Annotated in this window: 15 protein-coding genes; 5 read left to right on the top strand and 10 right to left on the bottom strand. The window is 69.9% G+C overall.

All coding sequences use genetic code 11. From position 1 onward, the window contains the following. On the bottom strand, nt 1-591 hold the full coding sequence (locus tag ACTWQR_RS47335; RefSeq protein WP_443233522.1) for a helix-turn-helix domain-containing protein: 591 nt from the start codon (nt 589-591) through the stop codon (nt 1-3). Here ACTWQR_RS47335 and ACTWQR_RS47330 point away from each other — a divergent pair. Further along, the gene (locus tag ACTWQR_RS47330) at nt 487-1,092 is read left to right on the top strand and encodes a CoA-transferase (RefSeq protein ID WP_443233542.1); all 606 of its coding nucleotides are present in this window, start codon (nt 487-489) and stop codon (nt 1,090-1,092) included. The two genes, ACTWQR_RS47335 and ACTWQR_RS47330, sit on opposite strands and share 105 nt — an antisense overlap. Before the next feature lie 162 nt (nt 1,093-1,254). Here the strand turns inward: ACTWQR_RS47330 and ACTWQR_RS47325 are convergent, their stop codons facing one another. From ACTWQR_RS47325 to ACTWQR_RS47290, 8 genes are all read right to left on the bottom strand, one after another. Further along, complete coding sequence (locus tag ACTWQR_RS47325) at nt 1,255-2,508, bottom strand: ABC transporter substrate-binding protein (RefSeq protein ID WP_443233521.1); 1,254 nt, start codon at nt 2,506-2,508, stop codon at nt 1,255-1,257. Nucleotides 2,509-2,547: 39 nt separating this feature from the next. Further along, complete coding sequence (locus ACTWQR_RS47320; RefSeq protein ID WP_443233520.1) at nt 2,548-3,702, bottom strand: branched-chain amino acid ABC transporter permease; 1,155 nt, start codon at nt 3,700-3,702, stop codon at nt 2,548-2,550. After that, nucleotides 3,695-4,582, bottom strand: coding sequence for a branched-chain amino acid ABC transporter permease (locus tag ACTWQR_RS47315; protein WP_443233519.1), 888 nt, complete (start codon nt 4,580-4,582; stop codon nt 3,695-3,697). Before ACTWQR_RS47315 ends, ACTWQR_RS47320 begins: the two co-directional genes overlap by 8 nt. Next, a complete protein-coding gene (locus ACTWQR_RS47310) occupies nt 4,579-5,373 on the bottom strand; it encodes an ABC transporter ATP-binding protein (protein WP_443233518.1) in 795 nt (264 codons plus the stop codon). Before ACTWQR_RS47310 ends, ACTWQR_RS47315 begins: the two co-directional genes overlap by 4 nt. Further along, nucleotides 5,370-6,158, bottom strand: a complete 789-nt coding sequence (locus tag ACTWQR_RS47305; protein WP_443233517.1) for an ABC transporter ATP-binding protein — start codon at nt 6,156-6,158, stop codon at nt 5,370-5,372. The genes ACTWQR_RS47310 and ACTWQR_RS47305 overlap by 4 nt, the downstream gene beginning before the upstream one ends. Nucleotides 6,159-6,160: 2 nt before the next feature. After that, nucleotides 6,161-7,027, bottom strand: coding sequence for an alpha/beta fold hydrolase (locus ACTWQR_RS47300; RefSeq protein ID WP_443233516.1), 867 nt, complete (start codon nt 7,025-7,027; stop codon nt 6,161-6,163). Nucleotides 7,028-7,090: 63 nt separating this feature from the next. After that, nucleotides 7,091-7,996, bottom strand: a complete 906-nt coding sequence (locus tag ACTWQR_RS47295) for a 3-carboxyethylcatechol 2,3-dioxygenase (RefSeq protein ID WP_443233515.1) — start codon at nt 7,994-7,996, stop codon at nt 7,091-7,093. Beyond that, nucleotides 7,971-9,671 (bottom strand): bifunctional 3-(3-hydroxy-phenyl)propionate/3-hydroxycinnamic acid hydroxylase, encoded by a 1,701-nt coding sequence (locus tag ACTWQR_RS47290; protein WP_443233514.1) that lies wholly within the window; start codon nt 9,669-9,671, stop codon nt 7,971-7,973. The genes ACTWQR_RS47295 and ACTWQR_RS47290 overlap by 26 nt, the downstream gene beginning before the upstream one ends. A 264-nt stretch (nt 9,672-9,935) precedes the next feature. On the opposite strand from ACTWQR_RS47290, the gene ACTWQR_RS47285 reads away from it, so the two are divergent. Then, nucleotides 9,936-10,826 (top strand): alpha/beta hydrolase, encoded by an 891-nt coding sequence (locus ACTWQR_RS47285; protein ID WP_443233513.1) that lies wholly within the window; start codon nt 9,936-9,938, stop codon nt 10,824-10,826. Between the two features lie 34 nt (nt 10,827-10,860). Here ACTWQR_RS47285 and ACTWQR_RS47280 read toward each other — a convergent pair whose 3' ends face one another. Continuing rightward, the gene (locus tag ACTWQR_RS47280) at nt 10,861-11,589 is read right to left on the bottom strand and encodes an IclR family transcriptional regulator (protein WP_443233541.1); all 729 of its coding nucleotides are present in this window, start codon (nt 11,587-11,589) and stop codon (nt 10,861-10,863) included. 175 nt (nt 11,590-11,764) lie between these two features. On the opposite strand from ACTWQR_RS47280, the gene ACTWQR_RS47275 reads away from it, so the two are divergent. Genes ACTWQR_RS47275 through dmpG form a run of 3 tightly spaced genes read left to right on the top strand, consistent with a single transcriptional unit; the run spans nt 11,765 to nt 14,645 of the window. Continuing rightward, nucleotides 11,765-12,619 carry a 2-keto-4-pentenoate hydratase gene (locus tag ACTWQR_RS47275; RefSeq protein WP_443233512.1) on the top strand — a complete coding sequence of 285 codons (855 nt, stop codon included), beginning with the start codon at nt 11,765-11,767 and terminating at the stop codon, nt 12,617-12,619. Beyond that, on the top strand, nt 12,616-13,584 hold the full coding sequence (locus ACTWQR_RS47270) for an acetaldehyde dehydrogenase (acetylating) (RefSeq protein ID WP_443233511.1): 969 nt from the start codon (nt 12,616-12,618) through the stop codon (nt 13,582-13,584). The genes ACTWQR_RS47275 and ACTWQR_RS47270 overlap by 4 nt, the downstream gene beginning before the upstream one ends. Beyond that, nucleotides 13,581-14,645: a 4-hydroxy-2-oxovalerate aldolase gene (dmpG, locus tag ACTWQR_RS47265; RefSeq protein ID WP_443233510.1), complete on the top strand. Its 1,065-nt coding sequence runs from the start codon at nt 13,581-13,583 to the stop codon at nt 14,643-14,645. Before ACTWQR_RS47270 ends, dmpG begins: the two co-directional genes overlap by 4 nt. The last annotated feature ends 385 nt before the right edge of the window (nt 14,646-15,030 follow it).

Genomic DNA, 15,030 nt, shown 5'->3' with positions numbered 1-15,030 from the left:
TCAGTGCCGACCACCGCCATGGGTACGCGCGACGGTAGTACCGCCGGTACCGGGCTGCACCCGCGGCACACTCACCACGATGTGCACCAAGCTCTCGCCGTCCAGTGACTCATACACGTGCGGGCGGTCGCCTGGATAGCGCACGAAGTCGCCCGCCGACAGTTCAACCGGACTATCGGCAGGACCCACACGCACCCTGCCACTGATGACGTACAGGTGCTCCAGGGTTCCCACGGGGTGCGCCTCGGAAGGCTTCCCCGCACCCTCCGCCTCCCGACCGATGCGCACCAGATAGTTCTCGATGACACCGGAACCGTAAACATGGTCCAGCGCGCGGGACTCGTAGCCCCCGTGCCCCTGCCAGACGACCTCGTCACCCCGCTGCACGGTCATCACCTGTTCGCGCTCGGCCACCAGCCTGGTGACGGGTACGCCGAGCGCGATCGCGATGGAGAACAAGGTGTCCACCGTGGGGTTGCCGGCCCCCTGCTCCAGATTCGACAGAGTCTGCTTCGCCAGCCCCGCCTGCCGGGCCAATTCGGCCAGGGACAGACCCCGCTGCTCTCTCAGAAGGCGCACATTGCGCGCCACCACGGCGTTTCCTTCGGACACGCCACCACTCTAAGCGCAGGCCGGAATTCAGCCGAAGCCGGTCAGGGCGGCTCGCAGCGCGCTCCGGACTATGGGGCCCGCTGCCCAGGACGGCAGATCGATCCAGATCTCCTCAACGCGGGCAAGATTCCGGTCACCGAACCTCCTGAAGCGGCCAACTTCCACCACGCGGACTCCTTCGCGATGATGCGAGGCGGCCATCTCGACATCTGTGTCCTCGGCGCCTTCCAGATGTCGGCCTCCGGTGATCTGGCCAATTGGCACACCGGCGAAGCCGAGGCCATCCCAGCCGTCGGGGGCGCCATGGACCTCACGATCGGTGCCAAGCAGGTGTTCGTGATGATGACGCTCTTCACCAAGGACGGTGCGGCCGCTCGTGCCCGAATGCACCTACCCGCTCACCGGAGTCGTGTGCGTCAACCGTGTATATGCCGACCTCGCCACGTTCAGCGTCGGCCCCGGATGTGCGGTCGCCCTTGAGACATTTCGGTGTCACGTACTCGGACCTTCAGGCACACCTGCCCGTGCCCCTCGCAACGGGACACGTCGCCCGCTGATTGGACCACGACAAACCACCGTGCCGCCCCGGCTCCGGATGGAGTACCAGGGCGGCTCGGCGTTCCCCTGAGATCGACATGTGGTTCAGCTCGCGGACTCGAACCCTTCCGCCACCTTGCTCTGGGCCGTGGTCGCGCCGGACGCCAGTCCGCCGGGTACCGAACTGTCCACCTTCAGGACGTAGGTCTCGCGCGAGGGCTGCTCGCCGGCGTTCGAGAAGTCCAGCGTCGGAGTCAGACCGCCGGTGTCGAGGCTCTTCAGCTCACGGAACGCGGCGTTGAGGCCCTCCCGGCTCAGGTCCTTGTCGGCGCACGCCTTCTTGAGCACCTCGGCGTAGACAAGGGCGCTGGCATAGCCCAGGTCTATGGAGTTGTTGGGCTTGGCGGAGGGGAACTTCTTCGGCAACTCCGCAGCGACCGCCTTGGGGCCCGCGGCCGAGGACGCGTAGGACGCGATGGAGGTCATCACCAGAAGGTGCCCCTCCAGGGCTCTCTTGACCGGCGTGCTGAGCAGGGAGGGGTCGAATGCCGGGGTGTTCGCGATCAAGGGCACGTCGTATCCGAGGGACGCGGCGACGCCGGCGACCGAGGCGGTCTGGCGCGGACCGACGCTGAGGACGATGGCCTTGGCGCCGCGAGCCTTGAGGGTGGTCACCTGGGCCGTGAGGTCGGTGTCCGTGGGCTTCACCTGGATGCCGCGCAGCTTCAGGCCCAGTTCCTTGGCCGCGTACTGACTGCCCTGGAAGGCGCTGTTGCCGTAGTCACCCTCGAAGTAGATGTGTCCCAGGACGTCCCCGGACTTCAGCTGCTCGTCCTGCACCAGGTGATCGATGCCGTTGATCGTCTCGACGTCGTATGTGTTGCCCAGCACGATCATGTTGGGGTTCTTCAGCAGCGTCGATGACCAGCCGGTGGCGACGGTCAGTGTCTTGTCGTCGGTGATGTTGCCGTCGAGGGCGGCGATGATCGGCGAGCCGAGCATCTGGACGAACCCGAGCACATCGGGTTCCGTCTCGGCATAGAGGCTGACCGCCTTCTGTACATCGGTGCCGTGGTCCTTGACGACGAGTTTGACCTGGCGGTCGCAGATGCCGCCGGCCGCGTTGAGCTTGTCCAGGTAGAGCTGGTTGCCCTGCACGATGATCTTTCCCTGGGCACCGAAGACGCCCGACAGGTCGGTCAGCGCTCCGAGGGTGATCGTGTCGGCCGTGACACCGGGACCGGTCTTGATCCCGGAGTCCTCGCTCTGGGAATTGGATGCTTTGCCGCTGCAGCCGACGGCGGTCAGGGAGAGCACCGCGACGGCCGTGGCGAGGCCGCGGAGGGGAATGGAGCGCATGCTGTGTCCGTCCTTCTCGAAAGGCTGATCAGTGACTGATCAGGAGGATGTGGTGTCGTGGGGGACGGCTGCGGAGGCGCGGGCAGTGGCCTGCGGCTGTTCGGCCGCCTCCACCTCGTCGACCTCGCGTGGGGGCAGCCGGAGTCGCCGGGCGAGCGCGACGAGCCCGCCGGGTTCCGTGAGGATCACCACGGCCATCGCCGCTCCGAAGACCAGGCGCGCGGCCACGGCCGGGTCGATGCCCGAGCTACCGGGCTCCGCGAGGAAGGAGAGATGACCGCTGTAGTGGTTCAGCAGGATGGGCAGGCCGGTGACGAACGCCGCGCCCAGCACGGATCCCGCAACCGAGCCCAGTCCGCCGATCACGACCATGGCCAGGTACTCGACCGACAGGGTCAGTCCGAAGTACTCGGGCACCACCCGTTGCAGGGCCTGGGCCAGGAGCACACCTGCCACCCCGGCGTACATGGAGGACAGGACGAAGGCAGCGGCCTTGTAGCGGTGGACGGGGACGCCCACCACAGCGGCGGCGGTCTCGTTGTCCCGCATGAGCGCCAGCGCCCGCCCGGGGCGGCCCGCGAGGACGTTGCGTGCGAAGACGTACGCCACCACGACGCAGACGAGCGCCACGTACCACTGCCGCTCGCGGTCGCCGAACGGCACACCCAGGACGGTCAGCTGTGGATCGTTCCCGGTCAGTTCGAAGCCGGCGACGGCCAGGGCGGGGACCGTGCGGCCGTTGAAGCCGCCCGTCACCGACGACAGGTTGAACAGCAGGTGCTGACCGAGGAACACGAGGGCCAGCGAGGCGAGACCCAGATACAGGCCCCGCACCCGGCCCGCGATGGGGCTGAACAGGAGTCCCGCGAAACCCGCCGTCGCCACCGCGAGGACCGCGGCGAGCAGTGGGGGCAGTTGCAGACCGGTCAGGGTGACGCCGCCGCCTCCCGGCCCGGATTCCCCGGCGAACCAGCAGTAGGCGTAGGCCCCGACGGCGAGGAAGAAGGCGTGTGCGAGGGAGAGTTGACCGGCGGTGCCGACCAGGAGGTTGAGGCCGATGGCACCGATGGCGGCTGCCATGATGAGCACGCCGAGCAGCAGCCAGAAGCCGTCCAGGTAGAAGGGCATGGCCAGCACGAGCAGCAGGCCGGCCGCGAGGAGCGACCGCCGAAGGACGGGTGAGCGGTCAGACACGGTGGAACTCCTTGGTGCCGAAGAGTCCGGACGGCCGCCACAGCAGGACGATCATCATGAGGACGTAGGGACTGACGTCTCCGAACCCGCTGCCGAGGAAGCTCAGTTCGTCGCCGTAGCCGGCTGTGAGTGTCTTGGTCACGCCGACGGCTAGCCCGCCGACGATGGCCCCGCGGGTGGAGTCCAGACCACCGAGGATGATCGCCGGTACCGCGGCCAGCGCGATCGCGCCCGCGTGGCTGTCGAGACCGGCGGAGGGAAACGTCGACATGAAGACGCCGGCCACCGCGGCCAGTGCCCCGCCGATCAGCCAGGAGACGGTGGCGACCCTGCTGAGCCGTATGCCCATGAGGGAGGCCGCCTCGGGATCGGCGGATGCCGCCCGCATCGACACGCCCCAGTTCGTATGGCGGAAAAGCACCAGGAGCAGGCCGAGGACGATCACGGCGGCTGCCACAGCCGCGATGCGTGCCTGCGGCACGGTGACCCCGGCCAGGTCGACGGTCGCCGACCTCCACGGGTCGCCCATGGGGAGCACGTCCGGGCCGATACGGCGGGTGAGGTCGGTGAGCAGCACGATGTCGATGCCGATGGTGGCGATGGCCGGGGCCGTCGGGTCGTCGGTGCGTGCCCGGGCCAGCAGCAGCCTGATCAGTACTCCGGCCAGGACCGCGGCCGCCGCACCCGCGGCCGCCGCCGGCCAGAAGCCGATGGACGGGGCGAGCCGGGCCACCACGTACGCGCCGAGGACCAGCAAGGAGCCCTGGGCGAAATTCACCACCCGCGTGCCCTTGAAGATCACCACGAAGCCCATGGCGACCAGCGAGTAGAGCATGCCCAGCGACAGCCCTACGACGAGGAGTTCCAGCAACCGGGTCATGCGTGCTCCACGGGGGTGGTGTCGTCGGTGCCGAGGTAGGCGCGGATCACGTCCGGGTCGGCGCTGACCTCTGAGGGACTGCCGTCGGCTATGCGGCGGCCGAAGTCGAGGACGGTGACGCGGTCGGCGAGGGACATCACCATCGGCATGTCGTGTTCGATGAGGACGACGGTGACGCCGAGTTCGTCCCGCACCTGCCGGATCTGCCGGGCCATCACCTGGGACTCGTGATGGTTCATGCCGGCCACCGGCTCGTCGAGCAGGAGGAGTTCGGGTTCGGCTGCCACGGCCCGGGCCAACTCGATGCGTTTGCGTTCGCCGTACGGGAGCAGGCCCGCCGGGGTGTCCCAGTGGGCCCCCAGGTCGAGGAAGTCCGCGATCTCGCGGACGCGTGCGCGGTGCCGGCGTTCCTCCGCGCGTGCCGACGGCAACCGGAGACCCGTCGCCGCAAACCCGGCACGGGTGAGGTGGTGGCGGGCGACCATCAGGTTGTCGCCGACGCTCTGGCCTCCGGCAAGAGCGAGGTTCTGGAAGGCGCGGGCCACGCCGAGAGCGGCGATGCGGTGCGGAGGCAGCTCGACGAGGTCGTGTCCGGCGTACCGGACGGCACCGGAGGCCGGCCGGTACACGCCGGATATCACGTTGAAGCAGGAGGACTTGCCCGCTCCGTTGGGTCCGATGAGGGCGTGGATGCTGCTTTGGGCCACGGTGAAGGAGACGTCGTCGAGTGCGGTCACACCGCCGAAGCGCAGGGTGAGTCCGTCGACCTGGAGGGCGGGTGCCGTGTTCATCGTGCCCACCTCGTCAGGGCGGCTCTGGCCGGTTGGGCGGGCGGCGGCACGTCGGAAGCGCCGTCTCCGCCCAGGTAGAGGTGCTTGATCTCGTCGCTCTCCTTCAGCCGGGCGCTCGGTCCGGACAGTCGTACGTGGCCGACCTCAAAAACGTAGGCAGTGTCGGCTACGGACAGCGCCATCGCGGCGTTCTGCTCCACGAGGAGGACAGCGGTGCCCTGCCGGTTGATCTCCCGGACGATCTCGCCGATGCGTGCCACGACGAGCGGGGCCAGGCCCAGCGACGGTTCGTCGAGGAGCAGGAGCGACGGCCGGGACATCAGCGCCCGCCCGATGGCGAGCATCTGCTGCTCGCCGCCGGAGAGCAGGCCCGCCTTCTGCTCGGCGCGCTCGGCGAGCCGCGGGAAGAGCTCGTACACCTCTTTCCGGGTACGGGCCCGCGCCGACCGGTCGCGCACGGCGGCGGCGCCCGCGCGCAGGTTCTCTTCCACCGTGAGCGTGCCGAAGACACGGCGGCCCTCCGGCACCTGCACCACACCTGCCGCCACGATGTCCGCGGGATTCATGCCTCGCAGCGCGCGTCCCCGGTAGGTGATCGTCCCGGCGTCGACCGTGCCCCGGTGGTGGCCGAGGGTTCCGGACAGGGCGCGCATCAGCGTCGACTTGCCGGCGCCGTTGGCCCCGAGTACCGCGACGGCGGCCCCGTCGGGTACCTGAAGGCTCACGCCACGCAGCGCCGTCAGTGCCCTGCCGTAGCGCACGACGAGTTCGTCGACGTTCAGCATGCTCAGGCCCCTTCCGAGAGGAAGGCGAGCACGAGCTTGTTGAAGCGCTCGGCCTGCTCCCACTGCGGCCAGTGACCGGCGCCCTCGATGACCTCGAAGCGTGCCTGGCCGATCTTCTCCGCCATCTCGAGTCCGGCGGCGGCGGGGCCTGACGGGTCGTCGCTCGTCCACACCACCAGCGCGGGGCCTTCGACGGCGGCGAGTTCCTCGTCGGTGATGAGGTTGCGGCGACGGACCTCCGGGTCCTGCAGGCACAGGATGTGGCGTGCGGAGTCGGCGTATCCGGGGCGGGCGTAGTGGCTGCGGCGGATGGCCACGAGTTCGTCGGTGACGGTGGCCGGGTCGGCCATCAGCCATTCCAGCCGGGTCCGCACCCGTTCGGGGGTCGGCTCGTCGGCGGCCTGCTGGCTGAGGGTGCGCAGGCGTTCCATGACCTCGGGCCGGGCCATGGTGCCGCCCGGAGTGTTGAGCACCAGGCGCAGCACGCGCTCGGGGTGGGCGGCGGCGAACTTGACCGCGACCCAGCCTCCGAGGGATTCGCCGTTCAGGTGGGCCCGGTCGATGCCGAGTTCGTCGAGCAGCGCCAGCAGGTGTTGCGTGTAGTCGGGGAGTTCGAGATCGGCGGTGGCGTGGGTGGTGCGGCCGTGTCCGGGGAAGTCGTAGGCGATCACCCGGTAGTGCTCCGCGAAGGCGGCGATGTTGTGGGCGTACGCCTCCAGGTGGCCGCCGGTGCCGTGCATCAGGACGACCGGCTCGGCGTCGCTGCGGCCGGCCTCCAGGACGCGGGTACGCCATGGGCCGACGTCCACGTAGCGATAGGTGAAGGGTGTCTCCGCGATTGCGGTCCAGACGGTGGGGCTGGGTGTCATTCGGTGGCTCCCGGACGGAACGGAGGAGAGGGTGAGCGGGGGTTGGGGGGTGACCCGGGATGGTCAGGCGGCGGGTTCCGCGGTGGTGACGGCGAATCCCGCGATCCAGGCGTCGACGGGTTCGTAGAACCTGGAGGTCATCTGGTACGGGCCTTGGGCCGCCAGGGCCGCATAGGCCGCGATCCAGGTGCGGACCTCGTGGGCCGAGTGGCCGCCCTGCTCGACGAACCAGTCGTTGGTCCAGGTGTCGAACTCGGTCAGCCCACCTCGTTCGAGAACATCGAGAAAGGCCGCGTCCCAGGCGGGATTGAGTGACTGCAGTTGTGACGTGCCGACGGCGAAAGCCTTGGCGGCGGCGATGGTGCGGGCCTCCCGGGCGGCGCGCTCCTCCGGGGAAGGATGGCGGTTGTCGATCAGCCGGGCGATCACCTCGGGGGACACGGCATCGGCCATCCTCGGTACCGGCGGGTCGTGGGAGAGCCCGCCCGAGCCGATGACCAGGACACGCTGGTCGAGTTCGGCCAGGGCACTGCCCATCGCCGCCCCCAGACGGCGGGCCCGGCTGGCGGGGCCCAAAGGCTCGGCGACCGCGTTGATGAACACGGGCACCACCGGCACCCGATCGATGCCTCCGAGCAGCAGGTCGAGCGGCTGGGCGAAGCCGTGGTCGACGATCATCCGCTCCGACATCGCCACGTCGACGTCCTGCCCCAGCACCTCCGCCACGAGCCACCTCGCGGTCTGGCGGTCCACCGTGAGTTTGCCGCCGGAGGTGCCGAAGTCTCCGACCGACTCGGCCCCCGCTCCGATGCAGAACGGCGGCATCATGTCGTAGAAGAAGCCGTTGTAGTGGTCGGGTGCGAACAGGACGACCAGTTCGGGGTCGTAGGTGCGGACGAAGGTCCTGGCCCGGTCGAGTGCGCTGTCGACCTTCGCCTGGACGTCACTCGGCGGGTGCGAGTGCTCCATCAGTGGGGAGTGCGAAAGGCAGCACAGACGGACCGGCATGGGGGCCTCCGGGAGTGAGACGAACGGCTTGGGAGAGGTCGGCGAGGAGCTGCGGCGCCCGTTGGGCGATGCTGGCGCCGGCCACGAAGCGGTCCGGGCGGACGACCACCACGGAGACGGGGTGGTCGTCGAACCACTTTTTCAGGCGCCCGGTGACGTCCCCCACGACGGTGACGTCGCCGGTCTGCTCCGGGGCTTTCCAGTGCAGCTGGCTCATGGGCCGCACCTCGACCAGCCGTGCGCCGAGGCGCTCGGCCGTTTCCAGACCCTGCGGGCCGAGAATCGAGCGGGGGTCGTTGGCCCACGTCACGATGGAGAACCAAGGTCCCAGCACCTCGTCCAGGGGCAGCCGTTCGCCCTCACGGCTGGCCACCTGCGGCTGGATGAACAGTCTGCCGACGACCGTGGCGCGCGGGTCCGGTTCGGTCAGGTGTACGACGGCGCCATGGCGGTAGTACGGCATGGGCTTGTACCGCATCTCGGCGAGGTAACGCTTGGCCCGGGGGAAGGCGGTGAGCCCTGCGGCAAGGGCGTCGCGGGCGCCGGCGACCAGTCGGTTGGTGGGCGAGATGACCTTGCCGATCTTGTTGGACACGTCGACCATGGCGGCGGCGTGCCCGCGCCGTTCGGCGTCGTAGGTGTCGAGGAGGCCCTCGTGTGACATGCCGTGGGTGACGGCGGCGAGTTTCCAGGCGAGGTTGGCGGCGTCCCGGATGCCGCTGTTGAAGCCCTGGCCCTGCCACACCGGCATCAGGTGCGCGGCGTCACCGGCGATGAGGACCCGGCCCTTGCGGAAGACGGAGGCCACCCGGGCATGGTGGGTGTAGACCCGTTTGCGGATCAGGTCGACCCTCTCGGGGTGGGGTATCAGCGATCCGAGCATGCGGTGCAGGTGCGCGGGCTCCACGGCCTGCTCATCGGTCTCCGAGGGCCGGAGCAGGAACTCGAAGCGGCGTATGCCGTGCGGCAATCCGATGGAGACGTACGGCCGGCGCGGGTCACAGCCGAGGTAGGCGTTGGGGGTGCCGAGCGGGTCGTTGCGGACATCGACGACCAGCCACCGGGTGGGCTCGGTGGTGCCCTCGAAGGCGGCGCCGATCGACTTGCGGACCGTGCTGCGTCCGCCGTCGCATCCCACCAGGTGCCCCGCCCGGATGGCCAGTTCCTCGCCGTCGGCGTCGGTGACCGACAGCAGTACGTCCTCGCCCCGGTCGGTGAAGCCGGTGAGGCGGTGGGAGAACAACACGTCCACGTGCGGGAAGCGGTCGAGACCGGTGAGCATGGCCCGGTCCACGAGCGGCTGGATGAAGCCGTTGCGCCGTGGCCATCCGAAGTCACCCTCGCCCGGGTCCACTTCGGCCAGAAGGCGGCCGCTGCCGTTGACGAAACGGAGCAGGTGATGGGGAACGGTGTGCGGCAGGACCGCGTCGGTCAGCCTGGCGGTCTGGAAGGTGCGCAGGCTCTCGTCGTCGATGCTCACGCCCCGCGGGAAGTCGAACAGCTCACCTTCCGCCTCCAGCACGAGGGTGCGCACGCCGTACAGACCGAGCAGGTTGGCGAGCGCGAGGCCGGTGGGCCCCGCTCCGACAATCACGACGTCCGCCGACCTCGCGGCAGACCTGGACGGTGCGGGCATGAGTCGAGCCCTTCTCTCAAGGGATTCCGAAGACCACCGACGTGCGTTATGTGATTCACTCGGTGCGTTAAGTGGGAGACTGAAACCTCGGCGTCACCTTGTCAAGGAGTCCGACGCAACAAAGTTCCAGTAGCCCGCGCACCGGCCCGCCGGGGTGAACGCCGCCCCTTGCCTGTCGGGGCATCCGCGAGGCACCATCAGGAATCCTGTTGATCGGCGCGTCCGTTCCGCCCGCTCCCCGAGCCACACCTACGGAAGAACCCCATGGTCAATCGGCATGCCCTCAGAGTCAGAGCGTTCCAGCTCCTCAGCCCACTGATCGTCCGCGTCCACCGCGATCTGCGGTGCACCGACATCCCCCGGAGCACGAGCCGACTGCGGATCCCCACCCGCGCGGGCTCGGTGCGCTGCACCGTCTACCGTCCGTCGTCGCCGCCCGAAGGCACTGCTCCACCGGTCTACGTGAACTTCCACGGCGGCGGGTTCGTCCTGCGCCGGCACCAGACGGACGACCACATCTGCCGCTTCCTCGCCGACCGTGCCGGATGCGTCGTCGTCAACGTGGACTACGACGTCGCGCCGGCGCGTCCGTTCCCGGTCGCCACCACCCAGGCGTACGACGTGACCGCATGGGTCGCGGCACACGGGGCCGAGAACGGCTGGGACGGGACGCGGCTGGCCGTGGGCGGACACAGCGCGGGCGGCAACCTCGCCGCGGGCGTCTGCCTCACCGCCCGCGACACTGGGGACTTCTCACCTCGGCTGCAGATCCTGGACTACCCGCCCCTGGATCTCGCGGCCGATCCCGAGTCCAAACGCCTCTACGGCCCCAGGTCCGTGATCACTCCCGCGCTGTCGCACTTCTTCAACGACGCCTATGTGCCGGACCTTTCGACACGGAGCGATCCCCTGGCCTCCCCCGCCCTCGCCTCCGACCACACCGGCCTGGCCCCCGCACTGATCATCACCGCCGAGTACGACCTCCTGCGCGACGAGGGCGAGGCCTATGCGCAGACCCTTCGGGCCGCGGGCGTACCCGTCACGCACCGCGACTTCGCGGGCGTCGACCACTCCTTCACGCACGCGGGGCCCGTGGAGCCCGCGAAGGAAGCCATGGAGCTGATGGCCGAATCCCTGCGGAAGGCCTTCGCCTGACCTCGCCCGCGCCCGCCGCTTCCGGCGGCCTCGGTCAGAACGGCCTGCCCGCCCGCAGCACGCGGGAGAGCCCAAGCGCCGCGGTGCGCACGGCCGGGGCCAGCTGGGCGGGCCGGAATCGGGCGCGGGGCACCGCGACCGACAGGGCGGCGACCGCCTCGCCGCCCTCGAAGACGGGTGCGGCGATGCAGCTGACGCCCACTGCCGCCTCCTGCTCCTCGTAGGCCAGCCCCGACACCTGCGCCTGTTCGAGCGAGGTGCGCAGGCGTGCCGGATCGGTGACCGAGTAGGGCGTCAGACGGGGCAGCGGCCCGGCGAGCACCTCCTCCACCAGCTCCGTGTCCGAGAAGGCCAGCAGCGCCTTGCCCACACCAGTGCACGTCAGGGGCAGGCTGCCGCCGACGCGGGAGGGCAGCGGAAGAACGTCATGGCCATGGATGCGCTCGATGTAGACGACCTCGTGACCCTCGCGGACGCCGAGGTGGACGGTTTCGTGCGTGGCCCCGAAAAGATCCTGCAGGAACGGCAGGGCCGTCTCCCGCAGGCCGAGTCGGCGCGGAACGAGAGTGCCCAGCTCGAAGAGTTTGCCGCCGAGCCGGTAGGCCGGACCGGCGCGTTCCAGCAGGCCCAGCCCCACGAGCTCGGCCACCAGCCGGTGCACGGTGGTTTTGGACAGGCCGGACCGCTCGACCAGTTCCGCCAGGCGGTACGGGCCGCCGGTCGGACGGAAGCAGTCGAGAACAAGCACGCACTTGCGGAGCATGCCGACCTGGGAGGCGTTCCGTACCACGGAACAAAGCTTGGCCCCCGAACGAGTCGGCGTCTATACCGGAGTTCCGAAGGCCCTGCCTGCGTGCTCCATCCCCGGAGGTACGTCGTGACCTTCGTTCCTCCCCCTACCCCCCGGAGACACTCGTGACCACCTGCCGGAGGTACCCATGACCACGGGCGATGTGCCCGCCGCGGTCGCCAAGACCGCCGACGTCCTCGCCGAGGCGTCCCGTACCGCCGTGCCCTGCCCTCCGGTGCGCGGCCTGCTCCCCGACGGAGACGTCGCGGCGGCCTACGCCGTACAGCGGCTGAACATCGAACGCGCCCTGACCGGCGGCCGACGCGTGATCGGCCGCAAGATCGGCCTTACGTCGCCAGCGGTGCAGCGGCAACTGGGTGTGGACCAGCCGGACTTCGGTGCCCTGCTGTCCGACATGGCGGTCCCCGAGTACGGGGCCGTGCCGGCCGGACGACTGCTCCAGCCCCGCGTCGAGGCGGAGGTGGCCCTCGTCCTCGGCGCCGATCTGCCGCACGCCCAGTGCACCGTGGCCGACGTGCTGCGTGCCGTCGACTACGCACTGCCCGCGCTGGAGATCGTGGACAGCCGGATCGCCGGCTGGGACATCACGATCGTCGACACGGTGGCCGACAACGCCTCCTCCGGCCTCTTCGTGCTCGGCGGCACGCCTGTGTCGCTGACCGGCCTGGATCTGCGGAGCGTGACGATGACCATGACCCGGGACGGGGAACAGGTCTCCGCGGGCACCGGAGCCGCGTGTCTGGGCAGCCCCCTGAATGCCGCGGTCTGGCTGGCCTCGACGCTGGCCGCGATAGGTGACCCCTTGCGTGCCGGGGACGTCGTGCTGACCGGCGCCCTCGGCCCGATGGCCGACGCCCGGCCCGGTATGACGTTCGAGGCGCACATCTCGGGCCTCGGCCGCGTCGGTGTCACCTTCGCCGAGCCGGAGCCGGGCACGGAGACAGCCGCCTCCCCCGACGCCGCAAAGGAAGACCGTTCATGACAAACGCAGCAGCCCAGGCCCGTACCAAGGTCGCCGTCATCGGCTCGGGCAACATCGGCACCGACCTGATGATCAAGATTCTCCGGCTGTCCGAAACGCTGGACGTCGTCGCGCTGGCCGGCATCGACCCCGCGTCCGACGGGCTGGCCCGGGCCCGGCGCCTGAAGGTGGCGACCACCCACGAGGGGGTGGAGGGACTGGTGGCGATGGACGAGTTCGACGACGTGCGGATCGTCTTCGACGCCACCTCGGCGGGGGCTCACCGCCGTCACGACGAGGTGCTGCGCGCGCTCAGCCGCACGGTCGTGGACCTGACCCCGGCCGCGCTCGGCCCGTACGTGGTGCCGCCGGTCAACCTGGACGAGCACCTCACCGCGCCCAACGTGAACATGGTCACCTGCGGCGGACAGGCCACCATCCCGATCGTCGCGGCGGTCTCCGCCGTCACGCCCGTCCACTACGGCGAGATCGTGGCCTCCATCTCCTCGCGCTCGGCCGGTCCGGGCACCAGGGCCAACATCGACGAGTTCACCGAGACGACGTCGTCCGCCATCGCGAAGGTCGGCGGCGCGGCCCGCAGCAAGGCGATCATCGTCCTCAACCCGGCGGAACCGCCACTGATCATGCGGGACACGGTGTACTGCCTGGTCGGCTCCTGCGACGAGGCGGCCGTCGAGGCCTCCGTCGAGGAGATGGTCGCGCGGGTCCAGACGTACGTACCGGGCTACCGGCTCAAGCAGAAGGTGCAGTTCGACCGCGTACCCGCCGACGATCCGATCCGGAGCCTTCTCCCGGCCGCCGACACCGGGGGCGAGGCCCTGCGCATCTCGGTGTTCCTCGAAGTGGAGGGCGCCGCCCACTATCTGCCCGCCTACGCCGGCAACCTCGACATCATGACGTCCGCCGCGCTGCGCACCGCCGAGCGCATCGCCTCGTACCGCCCCCAGGAGGTGGCGTCGCTGTGACCACGACCGAAGGCGGACAGCCCGACCGCGTACCCACCGCCCTGTACGTCCAGGACGTGACCCTGCGGGACGGCATGCACGCCGTCCGGCACCGCTACACCGTCGAGCAGGCCCGCACGATCGCCGCCGCCCTCGACGCGGCCGGGGTCCGCGCCATCGAGATCGCACACGGAGACGGACTGGCCGGCTCCAGCATCACCTACGGCGTCGGCGCCCACACCGACTGGGAGTGGATCGAGGCCGTCGTCGGCGCCGTCCGGCACGCCGTGCCCACCACCCTGCTGTTGCCCGGCATCGGCACGGTGCACGACCTGAAGCAGGCGCACTCCCTCGGCATCCGCTCGGTGCGGGTGGCGACGCACTGCACCGAGGCGGACATCTCCGCCCAGCACATCGCCGCGGCCCGTGAACTGGGCATGGACGTCGCCGGGTTCCTGATGATGTCCCACATGGCCGAGCCCGCCGAACTCGCCCGTCAGGCAGCGCTGATGGAGTCCTACGGCGCTCAGTGTGTGTACGTCACGGACTCCGGCGGCCGGCTCACCATGGACGGCGTACGCGCACGTCTGCGCGCATACCGTGACGTGCTCGACCCGGCGACCACGCTCGGCATCCACGCCCACCACAACCTCGGCCTCGGGGTGGCCAACTCCGTGGTCGCCGTGGAGAACGGGGTCACGCGCGTCGACGCCTCCCTGGCCGGACAGGGGGCCGGAGCCGGCAACTGCCCGCTGGAGGCGTTCATCGCGGTGGCCGACCTGATGGGCTGGGACCACGGCTGCTCCCTGTTCCCCCTCATGGACGCCGCCGACGACCTGGTACGGCCACTCCAGGACCGGCCGGTGCAGGTGGACCGCGAGACCCTCACCCTCGGATACGCCGGGGTGTACTCCAGCTTCCTGCGGCACGCCGAGGCCGCCGCCTCCCGTTACGGACTGGACACGCGTTCCGTGCTGGTGGAGGTGGGGCGCCGCGGCATGGTCGGCGGCCAGGAGGACATGATCACCGACATCGCCCTGGACCTGGCCTCGCGCACCCCCGGCTCCCCCAGTACAGCGTGAAGAGGCCCCGAACCCCGGTCGGCCGGCGTCTGTGCCCCGCGATCAGGGCCCGGAAGGCGACACAGGCGAACGCGCCGGGCGCCCACGCAGAAGCGCCCGGCTGGGACTCCTCAGCCGAGCGCTTCTGCGCACTTCGTGCACTCGCCCGTCGGCAAGGCCGATCAGGCGGTCACGACGCCGTCCGGGGTCCGGGGACGAGAGACCGCCGCCCTGCTTTCCTAAGGCGACTAGGAGCACGGCAACTCCGGCCGGCCCACGGTCTCAGCACCCTGCCAGGATGCCCCTCCACGACCAGCGCGCTGCGAGCATCGCCGGAATCCGCCCGAGAAGCCGGGTGTTCCGTGCGACCACGGCGATTACGGACGACAGTCGCTTCCGCTCGACA

Origin of the sequence: Streptomyces sp. 2A115 (assembly GCF_052245575.1) — a bacterium.
Classification (GTDB): domain Bacteria; phylum Actinomycetota; class Actinomycetes; order Streptomycetales; family Streptomycetaceae; genus Streptomyces.
Note: the sequence above shows the minus strand (reverse complement) of the source record. Positions and strands in the feature narration are given on the sequence as shown.

Coding starts and splice junctions, on each gene's coding strand:
- ACTWQR_RS47325 (WP_443233521.1), bottom strand. CDS start 2,508: ATGCGCTCCATTCCCCTCCGCGGCCTCGCCACGGCCGTCGCGGTGCTC.
- ACTWQR_RS47315 (WP_443233519.1), bottom strand. CDS start 4,582: ATGACCCGGTTGCTGGAACTCCTCGTCGTAGGGCTGTCGCTGGGCATG.
- ACTWQR_RS47310 (WP_443233518.1), bottom strand. CDS start 5,373: ATGAACACGGCACCCGCCCTCCAGGTCGACGGACTCACCCTGCGCTTC.
- ACTWQR_RS47305 (WP_443233517.1), bottom strand. CDS start 6,158: ATGCTGAACGTCGACGAACTCGTCGTGCGCTACGGCAGGGCACTGACG.
- ACTWQR_RS47300 (WP_443233516.1), bottom strand. CDS start 7,027: ATGACACCCAGCCCCACCGTCTGGACCGCAATCGCGGAGACACCCTTC.
- ACTWQR_RS47295 (WP_443233515.1), bottom strand. CDS start 7,996: ATGGAGCACTCGCACCCGCCGAGTGACGTCCAGGCGAAGGTCGACAGC.
- ACTWQR_RS47290 (WP_443233514.1), bottom strand. CDS start 9,671: ATGCCCGCACCGTCCAGGTCTGCCGCGAGGTCGGCGGACGTCGTGATT.
- ACTWQR_RS47285 (WP_443233513.1), top strand. CDS start 9,936: ATGGTCAATCGGCATGCCCTCAGAGTCAGAGCGTTCCAGCTCCTCAGC.
- ACTWQR_RS47280 (WP_443233541.1), bottom strand. CDS start 11,589: ATGCTCCGCAAGTGCGTGCTTGTTCTCGACTGCTTCCGTCCGACCGGC.
- ACTWQR_RS47275 (WP_443233512.1), top strand. CDS start 11,765: ATGACCACGGGCGATGTGCCCGCCGCGGTCGCCAAGACCGCCGACGTC.
- ACTWQR_RS47270 (WP_443233511.1), top strand. CDS start 12,616: ATGACAAACGCAGCAGCCCAGGCCCGTACCAAGGTCGCCGTCATCGGC.